15 protein-coding genes are annotated in these 19,591 nt (G+C 58.2%); 10 read left to right on the forward strand and 5 right to left on the reverse strand.

What is annotated here, in order from left to right; all coding sequences use genetic code 11:
* Window positions 1-226: 226 nt before the first annotated feature.
* Window positions 227-373: a hypothetical protein gene (locus tag L888_RS14490; protein ID WP_005843623.1), complete on the forward strand. Its 147-nt coding sequence runs from the start codon at window positions 227-229 to the stop codon at window positions 371-373.
* On the opposite strand, the gene serB is transcribed toward L888_RS14490, so the two are convergent.
* On the reverse strand, window positions 370-1,614 hold the full coding sequence (gene serB, locus L888_RS0108290) for a phosphoserine phosphatase SerB (RefSeq protein ID WP_027952554.1): 1,245 nt from the start codon (window positions 1,612-1,614) through the stop codon (window positions 370-372). The two genes, L888_RS14490 and serB, sit on opposite strands and share 4 nt — an antisense overlap.
* 153 nt (window positions 1,615-1,767) lie before the next feature.
* On the opposite strand from serB, the gene L888_RS0108295 reads away from it, so the two are divergent.
* From L888_RS0108295 to L888_RS0108325, 7 genes are all read left to right on the forward strand, one after another.
* Complete coding sequence (locus tag L888_RS0108295) at window positions 1,768-2,910, forward strand: CobW family GTP-binding protein (RefSeq protein WP_027952555.1); 1,143 nt, start codon at window positions 1,768-1,770, stop codon at window positions 2,908-2,910.
* A gap of 32 nt (window positions 2,911-2,942) precedes the next feature.
* Entirely contained in the window at window positions 2,943-5,153 is a 2,211-nt protein-coding gene (locus tag L888_RS0108300; RefSeq protein WP_027952556.1) for a RelA/SpoT family protein, read from the forward strand.
* 573 nt (window positions 5,154-5,726) lie between these two features.
* Window positions 5,727-9,056, forward strand: coding sequence for a glycosyltransferase family 117 protein (locus L888_RS0108305; protein WP_027952557.1), 3,330 nt, complete (start codon window positions 5,727-5,729; stop codon window positions 9,054-9,056).
* 102 nt (window positions 9,057-9,158) lie between these two features.
* Window positions 9,159-9,770, forward strand: coding sequence for a polysaccharide deacetylase family protein (locus L888_RS0108310; RefSeq protein ID WP_027952558.1), 612 nt, complete (start codon window positions 9,159-9,161; stop codon window positions 9,768-9,770).
* An 18-nt stretch (window positions 9,771-9,788) separates the two neighbouring features.
* Entirely contained in the window at window positions 9,789-10,763 is a 975-nt protein-coding gene (gene queG / locus L888_RS0108315; protein WP_027952559.1) for a tRNA epoxyqueuosine(34) reductase QueG, read from the forward strand.
* Window positions 10,760-11,050 carry a hypothetical protein gene (locus L888_RS0108320; protein ID WP_027952560.1) on the forward strand — a complete coding sequence of 97 codons (291 nt, stop codon included), beginning with the start codon at window positions 10,760-10,762 and terminating at the stop codon, window positions 11,048-11,050. The genes queG and L888_RS0108320 overlap by 4 nt, the downstream gene beginning before the upstream one ends.
* A gap of 45 nt (window positions 11,051-11,095) precedes the next feature.
* Window positions 11,096-12,418 carry an MFS transporter gene (locus L888_RS0108325; RefSeq protein WP_027952561.1) on the forward strand — a complete coding sequence of 441 codons (1,323 nt, stop codon included), beginning with the start codon at window positions 11,096-11,098 and terminating at the stop codon, window positions 12,416-12,418.
* Window positions 12,419-12,536: 118 nt separating this feature from the next.
* On the opposite strand, the gene L888_RS0108330 is transcribed toward L888_RS0108325, so the two are convergent.
* The 4 genes from L888_RS0108330 to L888_RS0108345 all read right to left on the reverse strand — a co-directional run bounded on the left by L888_RS0108330 (window position 12,537) and on the right by L888_RS0108345 (window position 16,049).
* Complete coding sequence (locus tag L888_RS0108330) at window positions 12,537-13,961, reverse strand: sulfatase-like hydrolase/transferase (protein ID WP_027952562.1); 1,425 nt, start codon at window positions 13,959-13,961, stop codon at window positions 12,537-12,539.
* A 216-nt stretch (window positions 13,962-14,177) separates the two neighbouring features.
* Window positions 14,178-14,738, reverse strand: a complete 561-nt coding sequence (locus L888_RS0108335; protein ID WP_027952563.1) for a Maf-like protein — start codon at window positions 14,736-14,738, stop codon at window positions 14,178-14,180.
* A gap of 269 nt (window positions 14,739-15,007) precedes the next feature.
* Window positions 15,008-15,526, reverse strand: coding sequence for a KdsC family phosphatase (locus tag L888_RS0108340; protein ID WP_005843645.1), 519 nt, complete (start codon window positions 15,524-15,526; stop codon window positions 15,008-15,010).
* A complete protein-coding gene (locus tag L888_RS0108345) occupies window positions 15,519-16,049 on the reverse strand; it encodes a nitroreductase family protein (RefSeq protein ID WP_027952564.1) in 531 nt (176 codons plus the stop codon). Before L888_RS0108345 ends, L888_RS0108340 begins: the two co-directional genes overlap by 8 nt.
* Before the next feature lie 101 nt (window positions 16,050-16,150).
* Between L888_RS0108345 and L888_RS0108350 the strand changes: the two genes are divergently transcribed.
* The gene (locus tag L888_RS0108350; RefSeq protein ID WP_027952565.1) at window positions 16,151-17,128 is read left to right on the forward strand and encodes a GNAT family N-acetyltransferase; all 978 of its coding nucleotides are present in this window, start codon (window positions 16,151-16,153) and stop codon (window positions 17,126-17,128) included.
* An 83-nt stretch (window positions 17,129-17,211) separates the two neighbouring features.
* Entirely contained in the window at window positions 17,212-19,587 is a 2,376-nt protein-coding gene (locus L888_RS0108355; RefSeq protein ID WP_027952566.1) for a TonB-dependent receptor, read from the forward strand.
* Window positions 19,588-19,591: the final 4 nt, after the last annotated feature.

Genomic DNA, 19,591 nt, shown 5'->3' on the forward strand with positions numbered 1-19,591 from the left:
TCTGTTGTATCTCTTAATGGTGTACATGTTTTGCGACAAATGCGGTGCAAAGGTAGTGAATGTTTGGGAAACAAGCAAGAAAAAAGAGTAAAAAGTAAAAGGGTAAAAGGTGGATACACACCTTTGGGGGTACCCGTCCGCATAGTCCATGCGTGCCGTTTTACTTAAATATTGAACACCTTATTATATAAAGGTCGCAGACCCTTTCGGGCGTTTTCGCACCGGCATGAAAAAGGATTCTTCTTCAGGCCATATTAAAAACTCGGCCTGGGGCATCAACTACTTCGACACCTCGCCCGTGTACAGCGATTCGGAGGAGACCCACGGGCAAAGCGGGAAAGAACCGGCCCACAGCGATCCGGAGCGGGCCTAAAGGCGGCCCTGATCCCCCAGATAGCTGTCTTTGAATCCCAAGAAATAGAGCACGCCGTCGAGGCCCAGCGTGTTGATGCTCTGGCGCGCATTGGCCACCACGCGCGGCTTGGCGTGGAAAGCAATGCCCAGTCCGGCCTCGCTAATCATCGGCAGGTCGTTGGCCCCGTCGCCCACGGCGATGGTCTGGGCTAAATGCACTTTCTCCACCTGGGCTATGAGTTTGAGCAGCTCTGCCTTGCGGCGGCCGTCCACAACATCGCCTACATATCGGCCGGTGAGCTTGTCGTTGTCGTCGATTTCAAGTTCGTTGGCATACACATAGTCGATGCCGAACTTGCGCTGCAGGTATTCGCCGAAGTAGGTGAAGCCGCCGCTGAGGATGGCAATCTTGTACCCACACCGCTTGAGCACCTCCATAAGGCGGGGCACGCCCTCGGTGATGGGGAGCTGCTCGGCAATGTCCTGCATCACGCTCACGTCGAGGCCCTTGAGCAGGGCCACCCGCTCGGTGAAGCTTTCCTTGAAGTCTATCTCGCCGCGCATGGCCCGCTCGGTGATGGCGCGCACCTGCTCGCCCACGCCGGCACGCGCGGCCAGCTCGTCGATGCACTCGGTCTGGATGAGCGTGGAGTCCATGTCGAAGCAGATGAGACGGCGCATGCGCCGGTACATGTCGTCTTTCTGGAACGAGAAATCTATCTCCATGTCCTGCGAAAGCTGCATGAGTTCGGCCTGCATGGCGGCGCGGTCCACGGGTGTTCCACGCAGCGAAAACTCGATGCAGGCCCGCACGTTGCGCTCGGGATGCTTGATACTCATGCGGCCGGTGAGCCGCAGAATGGAGTCGATGTTGAGGCCCTGGGCCGCCACAATGTTGGCTGCACGCTCTATCTCGCGGGCCGACAGCGTGCGACCTATCACCGTCAGAATGTAGCGGTTCTTGCCTTGTCGGTCCACCCAGGCCTCGTACTCGTCGTCGGCAATCGGCGAGAAACCGATGTTCACACCGAGTGCAGTGGCCTTGAAGAGCAGTTCTTTCATCACCTGTCCCGAGCTGCGCTCGTCGATGCGGATGAGTATGCCCAGTGACAAAGTGGAGTGAATGTCGGCCTGGCCAATGTCCAGCACCTTGGCATCATAGCGGGCCAGAATGCCCATCACCGAGGCGGTGAGCCCCGGGCGGTCTTGTCCCGTGATGCTAATCAATATTTGTTCTTCCTTGAGATTCTGTTCGTCCATCAATCAAAAACTGTTAATGGTGCAAAGTTAGCACATTTTTTAGACGTCTACGGCGTTTTTGGCATTTAATTTGTAACTTTGCAGGTGGCTGCCCCCAAGGGCAGCCACACGATGTGCAAACGAATCATCCTTTAAAAATAAGTCAATAGAAACATGAATCATCAGGAAACGCCCGTGCTGCTGCTCACCGGTTATCTGGGCAGCGGCAAGACCACATTACTCAACCGCATCCTTGCCAACGAGCGGGGCATCAAGTTTGCCGTCATCGTCAACGATATAGGAGAGGTGAACATCGATGCCAGCCTCATCCAGCAAGGAGGCATCGTGGGGCAGGACGACGACAGCCTGGTGGCCCTGCAAAACGGCTGCATCTGCTGCACGTTGAAGATGGATCTTGTGAAGCAACTGAACGACATCATCAGCACCCGACAGTTCGATTATATTGTCATCGAGGCCAGCGGCATCTGCGAGCCCGCCCCCATCGCCCAGACCATCAGTACTTATCCGAAGCTGCTGGCCCCCGAAGCACTGAAGAACGGAGCCGCCCGACTGGACGCCATTGTGACCGTTGTGGACGCCCTGCGCATGCGCGACGAGTTCGGACTGGGCGAGGAACTGAAGAAGAAAGACATGGGCGAGGAAGACCTGGCCAGCCTCGTGATTCAGCAAATAGAGTTCTGCAACATCATCCTGCTCAACAAAGCGGCCGAGATCAGCCCCAAGGACCTGGCCCACCTCAAGGGCATCATCCGCGAGATACAGCCCCAAGCCACCATTATGGAGTGCAACTACGGCGACGTGGAGCTTGACAAGATACTCAACACCCACGCCTTCGACTTTGAAAAAGTGGCCACTTCGGCCCGCTGGATCGAAGCCATGGAGGACGAAGACGAGGAACTGGAGAACGAAGAATCGGGCGAGGCGCTGGAGTATGGCATCCAGACCTTCGTGTACCGCCGCCGCCCGGCCATGAATCTGGGCCGCTTCGACGAGATGGTGTCTTCCCGCTGGCCGCGCAGCATCATCAGGGCCAAGGGCATTTGCTACTTTCGCGACGAGCCGGACACCTGCTACCTCTTTGAGCAGTCGGGCCGGCAGTTCAACATTACCAACGCCGGCCAGTGGTATGCCACCATGCCCAAGGACAAGCTGAAACAGTTCAAGGAGCGCAATCCCAGCGTCCGGAAAGACTGGGACGAGCAGTATGGCGACCGCATGCAGAAGATAGTCTTCATCGGTCAGGACATGGACCGCAAGGCCATCGAGGCCGAACTCGACAAGTGCCTGGAGGACTAACCGCAGGCATTCCCATCCCATCACCCAAGCACATGGAAGAGACATTCACCTTTACCCCCGAAGAACAGCAAGCCGCCGAGGGCATACGCAGCCATCTACGCACGGCCATCGGCCCCTCGCTGCTCCCTGCCGACGAGGCCGCGCTGGAAGCCTACATCCGCCAAGGCATGGACGGCGGACATATCCACCGCGACGTTTTCGGACTCAATCCAGTGCTCACCGCGCTACAGACAGCCCAGATTGCCGTGGACGAAATAGGGCTGCGGCGCGACGGAGTGATTGCCACCCTGCTCTATGGAAGCCTTACCGGCGAGCCGGAGACGGCCGACGACATCCGCGGGAAGTTTGGCAACGACGTGGCCCACATCATTCAGGGTCTGGCCAAGATACAGAAACTCTACGAGAAGAATCCCGTCATCGAGAGTGAGAACTTCCGCAATCTGCTGTTGAGCTTTGCCGAGGACATGCGCGTCATCCTCATCATGATAGCCGATCGCGTGAATATCATGCGGCAGATACGCGACACTTCCAACAAGAGTGCCCAGCACGAGGTGGCCGAAGAAGCCAGCTATCTCTATGCCCCGCTGGCCCACAAGCTGGGCCTCTACACGCTCAAGAGCGAACTCGAAGACCTTTCGCTGAAGTATCTGGAGCACGATGCCTACTACATGATTAAGGAGAAGCTCAATGCAACCAAGCGTTCGCGCGACGCCTACATCGAGCAGTTCATCGGCCCCATCCGGCAACGACTCGAGGTGGCCGGCCTAAAATTCCACATGAAAGGGCGCACCAAGTCCATCCATTCCATCTGGCAGAAGATGAAAAAACAGAAGTGCGGCTTCGAGGGCATCTACGATCTCTTTGCCATACGCATTATCATCGACTCGCCGATCGACCGTGAAAAGCAACAGTGCTGGCAGGCCTACTCCATCGTCACCGACATGTACCAGCCCAATCCCAAGCGTCTGCGCGACTGGCTCTCCATGCCGAAGTCGAACGGCTACGAGAGTCTGCACATCACTGTACTCGGTCCTGACAACAAGTGGGTGGAGGTGCAGATTCGCACCGAACGCATGGACGACATTGCCGAACACGGTCTGGCCGCCCACTGGCGGTACAAAGGCATCAAGAGCGGCGGCCACATGGACGACTGGCTGGCCAACATCCGCACCGCCCTCGAAGCCGGAGACAACCTCCAGGTGATGGATCAGTTCAAGATGTCGCTGGCTCCCGAAGAGGTGTATGTGTTCACTCCGAAAGGCGACCTCTTCAAATTCCCGGCTGGAGCCACCATCCTCGACTTTGCCTACCGCATACACTCCAAGCTGGGCAACACCTGCGTGGGCGGACGCATCAACGGCCACGCGGTGCCCATGCGCGAGCAGCTGCACTCGGGCGACTCCGTGGAGGTGATCACCCAAAGCAACCAGACACCCAAGCGCGACTGGCTCAACCTGGTGAAAACCACCAAGGCCAAATCCAAAATCCGGCTGGCCCTCAAGGAGACCACCGTCAAGGATGGACTCTATGCCAAGGAAATGCTCGAACGCCGGTTCAAGAACCGCAAGGTGGATCTCGAGGAAAGCATCATGGGACACCTTGTCAAAAAGCTGGGGTTCAAGGAGGTTTCCGACTTCTACAAACAGATTGCCGACGGCAAGCTGGACTGCAACGACATCATCGAGAAGTATCTGGAAGTGCGCGACCATCTCCAGAACGCGACCAAGGAAAAAGAGATTCGCTCGGCCGAGAACTTCTCTTTCGAGAGCCCCGAACAGGAAATGACCCGCGAAAAAGAGGACGTGCTGACCATCGACCAGAACCTCAAGGGCATCGACTACCAGCTGGCTCCCTGCTGCAACCCCATCTATGGCGACGATATCTTCGGCTTCGTCACCGTGAGCGGCGGCATCAAGATTCACCGCACGGGCTGCCCCAATGCTCCCGAACTGCGGCGGCGCTTCGGCTATCGCATCGTCCGGGCACGATGGAGCGGCAAGAGTGCGTCGAAGTATGCCATCACCCTGCGCATCATCGGCAACGACGACATCGGCATTATCTCCAACATCACCAACATCATTTCCAAGGACGAGAAAATCGTGATGCGATCCATCAACATCGATTCGCACGACGGATTGTTCTCAGGCAACCTGGTGGTGCAGCTCGAAGACACTGCCCGTCTCCAGACGCTCATCCGCAAACTCAGCACCGTGAAAGGCGTCAAGCAGATTACGCGCCTGTAAAGACAGCGCCTCGTTCAGCCCGCACAGCTTTTCAATATTGCCATTCCGATTACTACTGTGGTTCATGGTGTCTCTGTAGGGGGCCGGCATTTGTCTTGAGACCTTTTTGCAGCTCTGCAACGTTCACTTCCCGTTGTCTTGGACAAATTTCCTGCGGGAAATGTTCACTTCCCGTTGTCTTGGATGAATTTCCTGCGGGAAATGTTCACTTCCCGTTGTCTTGGACGAATTTCCTGCGGGAAATGTTCACTTCCCGTTGTCTTGGATGAATTTCCTGCAGGAAATGTTCACTTCCCGTTTTTTGATGGTTTAGCAAAGACAACGGGGACCAACACACATAACAATGGCAATACCGGGGGCACAGCGTTGTTTGCGGTTGTTATCGTTGTCTTTCAAATCCTCATGCCCCGTTTGTTTCGGCGGCCACACAGGGGGTGTGGCCCTACAATTCCGAAGCACTGATAAAAGACAACTGGCAAAAAAAGTGAAAAACCGATGCCGTTACGCCGTTCTCTCTCTGCTTTTTACTATCTTTGCAGGGATTTTTCGCGATTACTCAATTTTAAACTATAAATGAAACAGTACAGATTAGTAGACAATGTGCTGGGATGGCTGGCTTTCTTGATTGCCGCTTTCGTATATTGCTCTACCATTGAGCCGACAGCCTCGTTCTGGGACTGCCCCGAGTTTATCACGACCGGCTACAAACTCGAGATTGGCCACCCCCCCGGGGCGCCGTTCTTCATGCTGACGGCCAATCTCTTCAGCCAGTTTGTCAGCGACCCGGGCCAGGTGGCCCGCATGGTCAACACGATGAGCGCACTGCTCTCGGCCACGACCATCATGTTCCTTTTCTGGACCATCACCCACCTGACGCGCAAGCTCATCATGAAAGACTGGGCCGCACTCACATTGGGCAAAACCATTGCCATTGAGGCCAGTGGCATGGTCGGCGCACTGATTTACACGTTCTCGGACACGTTCTGGTTCTCTGCTGTCGAAGGCGAAGTGTACGCCTACTCCTCGGCTTTCACGGCCGTCGTGTTCTGGCTCATCCTGAAATGGGAGGACCATGCCGACGAGCCGCATGCCGACCGCTGGCTGGTGCTCATCTTCTACATGACCGGACTGAGCATCGGCGTGCACCTGCTCAACCTGCTCTGCCTGCCGGCCATCGTGCTGGTGTACTGTTATCGTCGCTTCCCCGACGTGGAAACCAAGGGGTCGCTCATCGCGCTGCTCATCTCGTTTGTCATTGTGGCCGCCGTACTCTACGGCGTGGTGCCCGGCATTGTCACCGTCGGCGGGTGGTTCGAGCTGCTGTTTGTCAACGTACTGGGCATGCCTTTCAACACGGGCCTGATGATTTACATCGTCCTGCTGGTGGCCGCCGTGCTGTGGGCCATCTACGAAAGCTATGTGGGCCTGAACAAGAAACGGGAGAACGTTTCGTTCCTCGTGGCTTTCGGTCTTATCGGCATTCCGTTCTACGGCTACGGCTGGAGTGCCGTCGTTATCGGCGTCGTCATCCTTGCCGCCGCCTTTATACTGCTCGACCGCAAGAAGATGGTGAACAAGAAACCCGTGTATCTGGTGACCTCCCGGTTCAAGAATACGGCCCTGCTCTGCATACTGATGCTGATGATTGGCTACTCCAGCTATGCACTCATCGTGATTCGCTCGGATGCCAATCCGCCCATGGACCAGAACTCTCCCGAGGACATCTTCACCCTGGGCAACTATCTGAGCCGCGACCAGTACGGCGACCGTCCCCTCCTCTACGGCCAGGCCTATACCTCGCAGGTGGCTCTGGACCAGGAGGGCAACATGTGCATCCCCAGGAAACAAGAGGGTGCGCCTATCTACAGCCGAAAGGAAAAGGCCTCGAAAGACGAGAAAGACTCCTACTTCGTGGTGTCGCACAAGAGCAAATATGTGTATGCCCAGAACATGCTCTTCCCGCGCATGTACGATGCCAGCCACACACAGGACTATGAATCGTGGATGGGCGGCGTGGACGGCACGGAGGTACCCTACGACCGTTGCGGCGAGGCCATGACCGTGAAGGTGCCCTCGCAGCTGGACAATCTGCGCTTCTTCCTCTCCTATCAGTGCAATTTCATGTACTGGCGCTACTTCATGTGGAACTTCGCCGGCCGCCAAAACGACATTCAAGGCAACGGCGAACTGGAGCACGGCAACTGGATTACGGGCATCCCGTTCATCGACAACGCCCGTCTGGGCGACCAGAGCAAGCTGCCCAACGACCTGAAGACCAACAAAGGGCACAACGTGTTCTACTGTCTGCCCCTGTTGCTGGGCATCATCGGTCTGTTCTGGCAAGCCTTCCGCGGCCGCCGCGGCATCCGCCAATTCTGGGTGGTGTTCTTCCTCTTCTTCATGACGGGCCTGGCCATTGTCATCTATCTGAACCAGACTCCAGTGCAGCCACGCGAGCGCGACTACGCCTACGCCGGTTCGTTCTACGCCTTTGCCATCTGGTGTGGCATGGGTGTGGCCGCCATCATCGACCTGATGAAGAAGTATCTGAAACTCGACAACGTGGCAGCCACCGCCGCGGTATCGCTGCTGTGTCTGCTCGTTCCCATCCAGATGGCCAGCCAGACCTGGGACGACCACGACCGCTCCAACCGCTACACTTGCCGCGACTTCGGCCAGAACTATCTCATGACCTTGCAGGACAAGGGCAACCCCATCATCTTCACCAACGGCGACAACGACACTTTCCCGCTCTGGTACAATCAGGAAGTGGAGGGCGTGCGCACCGATGCCCGCGTCTGCAACCTCAGCTATTTGCAGACCGACTGGTACATCGACCAGATGAAGCGCCCGGCCTATCAATCGCCCTCTGTGCCCATCACCTGGCCGCGACTCGACTTCTGCTCGGGCACCAACGAGTATGTAGAAGTGCAGGCCGGCCTGAAGCAGCAGGTGCTCGACTTCTACAAGCAGAACCCTGCCGAAGCCAAGGCACAGTTCGGCGACAATCCTTTCGAGGTGGCCAACATCATGAAATACTGGGTGCGCTCCCGCCAGCAAGACATGCACGTCATTCCCACCGACACGCTCTACGTCACCATTGACAAGGCTGCCGTGAAGCGCAGCGGTATGATGATGGCCAGCGACACCATCCCCGACCGCATGGTCATCTCGCTCAAAGGCAAGAATGCCCTGTACAAAGGCGACCTGATGATGCTGGAAATGATAGCCCACTGCAACTGGACACGTCCCATCTACGTGGCCCTCACCGTGGGCCAAGAGAACTATATGAACCTGGGCGACAACTTCATTCAGGAAGGTCTGGCCAACCGCATCTCACCGTTCCTCACCAATGTGAAAGGTGCTTCCAACTTCGATACGGAGAAAGTCTACAACAATCTGATGACCCGCTACCGCTACGGCGGCCTGTCCACCAAGGGACTCTATCTGGAAGAAACCACCATGCGCATGTGCTACACCCATCGCCGCCTCTTCGGCCAGCTGGCCCTGCACCTCATTGCAGAGCAGAAAAACGGCAAGGCCCTCAAGGTGCTTGAGAAAGCCGAGCAGGTGATTCCTACCTACAACGTGCCCATGAACTACATGAGCGGCGGCACCGACATTGCCCGTGCCTACGCTCTGCTGGGCCAAAAGAAGAAAGCCCTCGAGGTGCTACAGGCCGTATGGGACAACGCCAGCCAGTACGAGGCCTACTATCTCACGCTCACCGGCGTGCGCTTCGACGGCGCACAGCGCGACTGCATGGTGCAGTTCACCATCATGTCGCAGGTGGCAGAGATTACGGCCATGGTCGACAAGCAGCTGGCCGCCAAGCGCAGAACGCAGCTCAACAACTATTACGCTACGTACATAGGCAAGGGCGGACAGTTGCTGGAAAACTAAAATTTCCTCCCCTCGCCCAAACGCTCGAATTAGGAATCATGGCCTCTCCCGACGGGCCATGATTCCTATTTTCAGGTCTGCAACCCCTCATTCACCGATGATATGTTTATAGAGCAACCTGCCAAATGGCTCCGCTGGCTTTACCCTGCCGCCCTGTGGCGCATGGATCCCCACGAGCATGCGGTCTATCTCACGTTCGACGACGGGCCCATTCCCGCATCGACCCCTTTCATTCTCGACACCCTGCGCGAGTTTGACGCCAAGGCTACTTTCTTCATGGTGGGCGAAAATGTGTTGCGCTATCACGACCTCTACAATCGAATCGTGGCCGAAGGCCATCAGGTGGGCAACCACACCTTCAACCATATCGGAGCCTTCAAACACTGGACCATCACCTATGCCCTGAACACGGCACAGGCCAACGAGCTTATCAAATCCCATCTCTTCCGCCCGCCGCACGGCTGGATGCGTCACTCGGTGTACTGGTGGCTGCAGCGCAAGTACAAGATTGTAATGTGGGATCTCGTGACCCGCGACTATTCCAAGTGGCTCACCGCCGACGATGTGGTGCGCAACGTAAAGCGGTATGCGCGCAACGGCTCCATCATCACCTTTCACGACTCGGTGAAGAGCATCGACAAGCTGCACACCGCCCTGCCCGAGGCCCTGCGCTGGCTCAAGGAACAGGGCTATGCCTTCAAGGTGTTCGACTAACCGGCAAGGCCACACGCCATGACATCCAACGAGCAGCTCACCCAAGAAATCAAGGCCGAGGCAAAGCGTCTGGGCTTTTTTGCCTGTGGCATGGCCCGTGCCGACCGCGTGTCGGCCGCCGCCGAACGCCATCTGCGGCAGTGGCTCGACAGCGGCATGAACGCCGACATGGACTGGATGCACAACTATCTGGACAAGCGCATCGACCCGCGTCTGCTCATGGACGGGCTGCAGACCATCGTCTGCGTGGCCGCCAGCTATGCCCCGGCCCGCACCTTGCCCGAGGGCGAGCCCCAGATTGCCGCCTACGCCCTGGGGCAGGACTATCACGACCTGCTGAAGCGACGGCTTCACCAGCTGGCCGCCTTTGCCCTGCGCCGGCGGGCCGGCGATGATGCCCCCACCCCGGAAACCACCGGCGACGCCCCCCGCTACCGCGTCTTTGTGGACAGCGGCCCCGTGCTCGAACGCTACTGGGCCGTGCAGGCCGGCTTGGGATGGATAGGCCGCAACCAGCAGCTCATCATCCCCCGGGCGGGCAGCATGTTCTTCCTGGGCGAGTTGTTTCTCGACTTTGAACTCTGTTATGACACGCCCATGCCCGACCGCTGCGGCTCGTGCCACCGCTGCATCGACCACTGCCCCACCCACGCCCTGCTGCCCAACCGTGATTTCGACGCCCGCCGCTGCCTCTCCTACCAAACCATCGAGAACCGCGGCGAGCTCTCGCCAGAGGCCCGGGAGGCCATGGGCGACTGCATCTATGGCTGCGACCGCTGCCAGCAGGCCTGTCCTTGGAACCGTTTTGCCACTCCCAACGCCACGCCCGAGCTGCAGCCCAAACCCGAACTGCTGGCCATGACCCGCGAGAAGTGGCAGCACCTCTCCGAGGAAGACTACAGGCGGCTTTTCAAGGGTTCGGCCGTTAAAAGAGCAAAATATGCCGGGCTCATGCGGAATATATCCAATCTTTTTCGTAACTTTACGCCATGAAAACATCACCGTCCAGCACTCATCCGGCCCAGCCACAGGCATCGCTGGCCGCCGACGTGACCGATTTTTTCCGCAATTTTGCACTCCACGTACTCATGGCGGCCCATGTGGATCCCAACAATCCCCGGGCTTTCAAACAGGCCATGCTTGACCACTATGAAGAAATCTACCCCCAGTTTTCACTCACTCAAGTGTTCCGCGACAACAACGGCCGCGCCCGCCACGAAGAGATGGTGAGCGAATACCGCCGCTGCTTCTCGCTGTTGCTCGCGGGCCGGCTGCCTTGACACCCCATCTACCCTCGCCATTAAATCCTAATAATTTAAATCAATATGAACAGTACCTATCAGAAAGGTCGCGCCATCGCGATCGTTGCAATGATTTTCCTTTTCGGAATGATTGCCTTTGTGACCAACCTTGCTGCGCCCATCGGCGTCATTTGGAAAAACCAACCGGCCCTGTTGGGCAGTAATACGCTCGGCATGCTGGGCAACATGATGAACTTCCTGGCCTATCTTTTCATGGGCATTCCCTCTGGCAGGCTCCTTGTCAGAGTGGGTTACAAGAAGACGGCCCTGCTGGCCATTGCCTTCGGCTTCTTCGGCGTGCTCATCCAATTCCTCTCCGGCCAGGTTCTCACCGACAGTCTTTTCATCGGCCTGCCCGCCAATTTCTTTGTCTATCTGCTCGGTGCTTTCGTAGCCGGCATCTCGGTGTGCATGCTCAACACCGTGGTCAACCCCATGCTCAACCTGCTTGGCGGCGGCGGCAACAAGGGCAACCAGCTGCTGCAGGTGGGCGGCACGCTCAACTCGTTCATGGGTACGCTCACCCCGATGTTCGTGGGCGCGCTCATCGGTACAGTGAGCAAAGACACGGCCATCACCGACGTCAACGTGGTGCTCTATCTGGCCATGGCCATCTTTGCCGGCACATTCTGCGTTCTGAGTTTCATTCCCATTGCCGACCCCGAGGGCAACGACACCTCCAACCACACCTTTGAACGCTCGCCCTTTGCTTTCCGCCACTTCACGCTCGGCGTCATTGCCATCTTCGTTTACGTGGGCACCGAGGTGGGCATTCCCGGCACGCTCAACTTCTACCTCTCCGACACCACCGCGGCCGGAGCCGGTCTCGACGTGTCCACGGCGGCCACCATCGGCGGTTTTGCCGCCGGCACCTACTGGTTCCTCATGCTCGTAGGCCGCTTCGTGGCCGGGCTCATCGCCTCCAAGGTGTCCAGCCGCGCCATGATGATTGCCGCCACCAGCCTGGGCATCGCCCTCATTCTGCTGGCCGTCTTCCTGCCCAAGACCATCACAGGAAGCATGCCTGTGTTCACGGGTTCGGGCTTCGAGTCGACCACGCTGCCGCTCAGCGCCATCCTGCTGGTGCTCTGCGGTCTGTGCACGTCGGTGATGTGGAGCTGCATTTTCAACCTCGCCACCGAGGGACTGGGCAAATACACGGCTCAGGCCAGCGGCATCTTTATGACCATGGTGGTGGGCGGCGGCATCCTGCCCCTCGTGCAAAACGGCATCGCCGACACGGCCGGCTTCATGTTCTCCTACGTGGTGCCGCTGCTGGCCATGGCCTATATGCTGTTCTATGCCCTCTGGGGCTCCAAGAACGTGAACCGCGACATCGCCGTCTGACCCCTCGGGCGCACGGCCCCTCCCCTATGACAAGCCCTGTCCCGACGCCGGCAAAGCGTCAGGACAGGGCTTTTTCTTGGCCGCTGCGGCCGGCCGTCAGGGCCATGCCGTCCCGCGGTCAGGGCTGCGCGGCTGGTTTCTCCCCTGGCAGCGGCCAGCAGGGCGAGGGATGATGCTGGGCGCGCATTTCCCGGTCGAACTGCTCCACCAGCTCAGGATAACGGTCGGCCAGGTTGTGACTCTCGGTCATGTCCTCACGAATGTTGTAGAGTTCGAGCGGTTTCCCGGGCGACACGGTCACGGCTTTCCAGTCGCCCCGGCGTGCGGCGCGCTGCTTGCCCGGAAACTCCCAGTAGAGCAACCGGTGGTCGGTGTCCACCTCCCGGCCATAGAACAGCGGCAGAATGTTCATGCCGTTCAGCCCTTGAGGCAGGGCCTTGGAGCTGCCCGTGAGGGCGGCAAGAGTGGGCATCATGTCGGGGAAATAGACCAGATTGTCCAGCCGCTGCACGGGAATGCGGCCGGGTTGGTTCACGATGAGCGGCACACGGATGCCGCCTTCGTAGAGCTGTCCCTTGTGTCCACGCAGTCCGGCACCACAGTTCAGCTCCTTGAGCGGGGCCATCACGGCCGCCCCATTGTCGCTTGCAAAGATAATGATGGTGTTCTCGCGCAGCCCCAAAGCGTCCAGCGCGCCCACCACTCTACCTATATTATAGTCCATGTGGCTCACGAGGGCGGCATACCGCTTGGTGTCGGCCGTCCAGTCGCCACGGTCGTCATACCATGAGGTGTCGTCGATGTGGTAGGGTTCGTGCGGGGCGTCGTAGGCCAGAAAGAGGAAGAATGGATGGTCCTTCTCGCGGTGGATGAAAGCGATGGCGTCGTCGGTCGAGATCTCGGTGTTGTGCCGCACATGGGCGTCGTGGGCGTTCTCGCTCACCCGCACAAGGCTGTCACCATGGATGCGGTAGGAGGGATAGTAGAAGTATGTACCGTTGCTGATGACGGTTGAAATGGTCCAGCCGTAAAACTCGTCGAAGCCGCGGTGGTTGGGCGACGCGCCCGGGTCGTAGCCGTCGAGGTGCCATTTGTTCACCAGACAGCTGCGGTAGCCTGCCGTCCCCACCACGGTGGCCAGCGTGGTGTCCTCGGGCAGCAGGTTGGCCCGCCGTATATAGGTGGTGTCGCCACGGGGCGACACTTTCATGCCACGGATTCCTCCCACGGGGCACTGGTTGTCGCGGATGCGCGTGCTGCCCGTGTTCTTGCCCGTCATGAGCGAGCAGCGCGAGGGCGAGGAGATGCCGCTGCCGGCATAGCACTGGCTGAAGCGGGTGCCCGTGGCGGCCAGCCGGTCGATGTTGGGGGTCTGAATGTAGTCGTTGCCATAGCAGTGCAGGTCGCCATAACCCATGTCGTCGGCCAGGATAAACACAATGTTGGGCCGGTCGGGAGTGGCCTGCCGGGCAGGCTGCTGCGCAGCGACGGGGGCCGAAACCGTGAGCGCCACGCTGCCGAGAAGTCGAATCTTCTTTTTCATAAGTAAGTGTATTTGATTGGTTTTCAGTAGATTTTTGTTTTAAAACGCCTGGCGGGCAAGAACCGCGCCGCCGCAGGGTGCTTGCGAAAACGCCTTGATCGCCCGATCTCTACGGCGTAATGGCGGGGCGAAAACGCCGTAATCGGCATGCGAAAACGGCCTTGTCGCGACGCGATGACGGCGCAGAGCTTTTGCGCCGGCCGTGCCGTCGGCCCGTCAGTCCATGTGCTGCAGCTCCTCATAGATGCGCTGCACGGGCAGCCCCATCACGTTGAAGTAGCTGCCCTCAATGCCCGTCACGCCGATATAGCCTATCCATTCCTGAATGCCATAGGCCCCGGCCTTGTCGAACGGGCGGTAGCAGGAGATGTAATGGGCTATTTCCTCGTCGGAGAGCGGCTTGAAAGTGACCTGAGTCACCACCGAAAACTGTCGTTGCCGGGCGGGCGTGGTGAGACACACGCCGGTAATCACCTGATGCGTACGGCCGCTCAGCATGCGGAGCATGCGGCGGGCATCGTCGGCGTCGCGGGGCTTACCCAGCACCTCGCTGCCCACCACGACCACGGTATCGGCCGTGAGCAGTATCTCGTTGTCGGCCAGCGTGTAGGGCGCCGCTTTCTTTTGGGCAATGTATTGGGCTATCTCTGTCACGTCCAGCGTGTCGGGATAGCTCTCGTCTATACCCTTGATGATGCGCACTTCAAAGTCTACGTCCAGTCCTGCCAGCAGTTCCTTGCGGCGCGGCGAGTTGCTGGCCAGAATGATTTTCTTCATGGTTTTGTTTGGGAGTTAAGGAGGTAAGGAGGTAGGGAGTTAAGACAAATGGTAAATGATACGAAGAAATGGAGTTTGGGAAGCAGGGAGAGATGGCATTGGGAAAAGAGAGAACATGCCGTGGCATACAAGGAATGGGAAGTGTTGAAGTAAGGAGAACATTCGTTTCCTACGGTGCATCCGTCTTAACTCCATCACTCCCTTAACTCCTTTAACTCCTTCTTTCCATGAACTCCATCACTCCTTAACTCCCTAACTCCCTTAAAAAATCACCACCCGAAGGCCTTGGCGTCGCTCAGCCACTTGCCTTGAGCACGGAGCACCTGCTCGAGCACGTCGCGCGCACAGCCGTAGCCGCCACGCCGCTGGGACACATAGGTGGAGACCTCTTTCACGTCGGGGCACGCGTCGGCCGGACAGCAGGCACAGCCCACACGGCGCATAATCTCGTAGTCGGGGATGTCGTCGCCCATGTAGATCACTTCCTCGTCGCGCAGTTCGTACTTGGCCAGGAAGGCCTCATACGACTGTATCTTCACCGCGCACTTCATGTAGATGTCGTCCACACCCAGATAAGCATAGCGGCTACGGATGGCTTCAGAGCTACCCCCCGTCATGATGACGATGCGCAGGCCCATCTTGACCGCCAGCTGAATGGCGTAGCCGTCCTTGATGTTGATGGTGCGCACGGGCATGCCACCGTCGTCCATGCCGATGGTCTCGGCCGAGAGCACGCCGTCCACGTCGAAGATGACGGCCCGTATCCGTGTCAGATCGTAATCAATCATCCGACCGCACGATGACGTTCTCCCACTTCAACCGGTCCTCACTTTGCGGTCTACGCTCGTCGGCGGGATGGCCGACGGCGAGCACGCACAGCACTTCCAGCTGCCCGGGCAGGTTCAGAATACCGCGAATCACCTCGCTGGCCGAGTGCCCGTCGGCCAGTCCGCGGCCGCGCATCTGCACCCAGCAGCTGCCCAGCCCCAGCTCTTCGGCCTGATACTGCATAGAAATGGCGGCGATGCTGCCGTCTTCCACCCAGCAGTCGTTGGCCTCGGGGTCGCCCATGACCACAATGGCCAGCGGGGCGCCTTTCATGAATTGCCCCCCCGTCTGCTTGGCATCCGAGAGCTTTTCGATGTCGGTGAGATTGTCTACCACGGCAAACTGCCAGTTGCGCTGCCCCTTGGAGGTGGGCGACATGAGTGCTGCACGCAGAATCAATTGCAGGTCGTCGGCGCTCACCGGCTCGGTGGTGAACTGGCGGTGGCTGCGCCGCTGCTGCACCAAAGTCTTGAAATCTGTCATATATTTGCGATTAGTGTATTTGTTGCGAGTCCTTGCAAAGTTACGAAAAAGAAAGCAGACGAAAGGGTTGCAGGTTACGGTTTTTTTGCTAACTTTGCCGTATGGAAACTTATCGGGTGAGACTTTATTCCACGGGAGAGGTTTTGCCGGAGATGACTTGCAGCAACTTCTTCCACAGTTCAGAGCTCTTCCACATGATTGAGAAGACCTCCGGGCAGCGCCCCTACATGGCCGTGGCCACCGATGCAGCCGGGCGCGTGATGGGCCATCTGCTGGCCATCATCCGCCGCCGGTGCACTTGGTTTCCACCTTTTCTCTATACCCAGGGACGCATTTACAGCGAAGGCGAATATGCCGACGACGAGACCAGCGAGGAAGTGTTCGGGCAAATGCTTGCCGTGCTGACCCGCAAGCTGCGCCGCCGGCTGTGCCTTTACATCGAGTTCAGCGACCTCTCGCGCAAGATGTTCGGCTACCGCTACCTGCGGCAGAACGGCTATTTCCCCGTGAGTTGGCAGGAGGTGCACAACTCGCTCCACTCCAAACCGCCCGAAGAACGGCTCACCGACAAGATGCGCGGGCGCATCGCGCGCGTCCGCCAGCAGGGTGTAGAGACGCGCGAGGCCCGTTCGTCCGAGGAGGTGCACGCTTTCCACCGGCTGCTGCGCAACTACTATCGGCTCAAGCTGCGCCGCATCATCCCGCCCGAGAGCCAGGTACAGGCACTCTACGAAAGCCGCCATGCACGCATCTTTGTCACCACTTTTAAGGGCAAAATCATTGGCGGCTGCGTGTGTGTCTACTCGGCGGGCAACGCCTATCTATGGTATCTGGCCTCGCGCCGAAAGTCTTATCCCCACCTGCACCCCAACCTCATGACGGTGTGGCAGGCCATTGTCTGGGCCTGGAAACACAACTACGCCCACATCTTTTTCCTCGATGTGGGACTGCCATTCCCGCAGAATCCCTTCCGCCAGTTCATCCTGAGCTTCGGCGGCAAGCCCGTGGCCAAATACCGTTGGTTCCGCTTTTCCATCGAGGCTTTCAACCGCATGGCCTCCTGGTTCTACCGGGAGTAGCCGCCGCCACGGCGTGGCGTGCCACCTTGCAGGGGCCCAGGCTCCGTCCACAATAAAGCGGCGCGCACGGCGTTATTCCCAAGATGAAACAAAGATTCCTGGTTCTAGCCACGCTTTTGGCCTGCACAATATCGGTGGCGGCGCAGACATTCACGCTGCGCGGCCGTGTCTCCGACGACAACAATAACCCCATAGAACTGGCCAGCGTCTCCTGCCTGTCGCAGGGCAAGGCCACGGTGACCTCGCTCAAAGGCGAATTCCAGCTGTCACTCCACTCGGCCGACTCGGTGGTGGTGAGGTTCTCCATGCTGGGCTACCGCACGAAGACGCGTGTGCTGCACCGTCCCAAGGGTACGCAGACCCTACAAATCGTGCTCTACGAGGAGTCCAACGCATTGGGCGAAGTGAATGTGACAGGACAGAAAATACAGTCGGGACAGACGCAGGAACTCTCTACCGACGCCCTGAAAGCCATACCCTCGACCACGGGCAACGCCGTGGAGGAACTCATCCAGAGCCAGGCCGGCGTGTCCACCCACTCGGAACTGTCGTCGCAGTACAACGTGCGCGGTGGCTCATTCGACGAGAACTCCGTCTATATAAATAATGTGGAGGTGTTCCGTCCTTTCCTCGTGCGCAGCGGGCAACAGGAAGGTCTCTCGGTCATCAACCCCGACATGGTGGATCGCATTGGGTTCTCCACCGGCGGATTCGAGGCCAAATATGGCGACAAGATGTCGTCGGCACTCGACATTACCTATCGCCGCCCGCGCCGATTCGAGGCCAATGCCACTGCCTCGCTGCTGGGCGCAAGCGCCTATGTGGGCTTTGCAAACAAGAAGCTGGCCTGGGCTAACGGCGTGAGATACAAGACCACGCGGTATCTGCTTGGCTCGCTGGAAACCAATGGAGAGTACAGACCCAACTTCCTTGACTATCAGACCTATCTGAACTTCCGCCCCAACAAACGCTGGAGCGTGGACTTCATCGGCAATATCTCGGACAATCACTACAACTTCTACCCCAAGGACCGGGAGACAAAATTCGGCACACTGGACAATGTGCGCGCTTTCCGCGTCTACTTCGACGGGCAGGAGAAAGACCGTTTCCGCACGTTTTTCGGCAGTCTGGGCCTGACCCGCCACTACGGCGACTCCACGTCAGTGTCGCTCATCGGCTCGGCCTACTCCACCAGCGAGCAAGAACGCTACGACATTCAGGGCCAGTACTGGCTCACGCAAACCGAGACCTCGGAGAATCTGGGCGTGGGCACCTACTTTGAACACGCGCGCAACTATCTCAAGGCACACGTGGAAAGCATCAAATTGCTGGCAAAGCACACGGCCCGCCAGCACAACATAGAGGGTGGGCTGACCTACAAGATGGAACACATCGAAGAGCAGTCGGGCGAGTACGAGATGCGCGACTCGGCAGGATACAGTGTGCCCCACACGGGCAAGGACCTGTATATGATCTATTCTTTGCGCGCCCGCAACGAGCTCAATGCCAACCGCTTGGAAGTGTATCTACAGGACACTTGGCGCTTTCGGTCGGCTGGCGAGCACACGCTCTTCACGCTGAACTACGGCGTGCGCTTCTCGCACTGGAACTTCAATAAGGAGTCTCTGCTCTCGCCGCGCGTCTCGTTGGGCATCATTCCGGCCTTCAGTCACAACATGACACTGCGTCTGGCCACGGGCTTGTACTATCAGGCTCCGTTCTTCAAAGAGCTGCGCGACACGTCGACCGTCCGCGGCATCACCTACGCCACGCTGAACCGCAAGATCAAAAGCCAGCGATCCATTCACTTCATTGGCGGTATGGATTATAGGTTCTCCATGAACAACCGGCCGTACAAGTTCACTGCGGAGGTGTATTACAAGCTGCTGGACAACCTTGTACCCTACTCGGTGAACAACGTCAAGGTGGTGTACTATGGCAACAACGAGGCCAGCGGACATGCCGCCGGCCTCGATCTGAAGCTCTTTGGCGAGTTCGTGCCGGGCAGTGACTCGTGGGTTTCGCTCTCGCTGATGAACACACGGATGAAACTCAACGGCCGTGCCATCCCCCTGCCCACCGACCAACGCTATGCACTCAACCTGTTTTTCAAGGACTTTTTTCCCGGTACCACACGCTGGAAGATGAGTCTCAAGCTGGCCATTGCCGACGGGTTGCCCTTCTCTGCTCCGCACAAAGAACTGGAAAACAACAGCTTTAGGGCACCGGCTTATCGGCGTGCCGACATCGGCATGAGCTACCGTCTGCTCGACAATCAGAGCCGTTCGCGCAAGAGTATCTTCCGCAACATCTGGCTGGGGGTGGACTGCCTGAACCTGCTTGGCATCAACAACGTGAATTCATACTACTGGATTACAGACGTGACGAGCCAGCAATATGCCGTGCCCAACTATCTCACCAGCCGGCAATTCAACGCCCGCGTGCAGTTTGAATTCTAACTGG

The sequence above is a fragment of the Hallella seregens ATCC 51272 genome, from assembly GCF_000518545.1.
GTDB classification, from domain to species: Bacteria; Bacteroidota; Bacteroidia; order Bacteroidales; family Bacteroidaceae; genus Prevotella; species Prevotella seregens.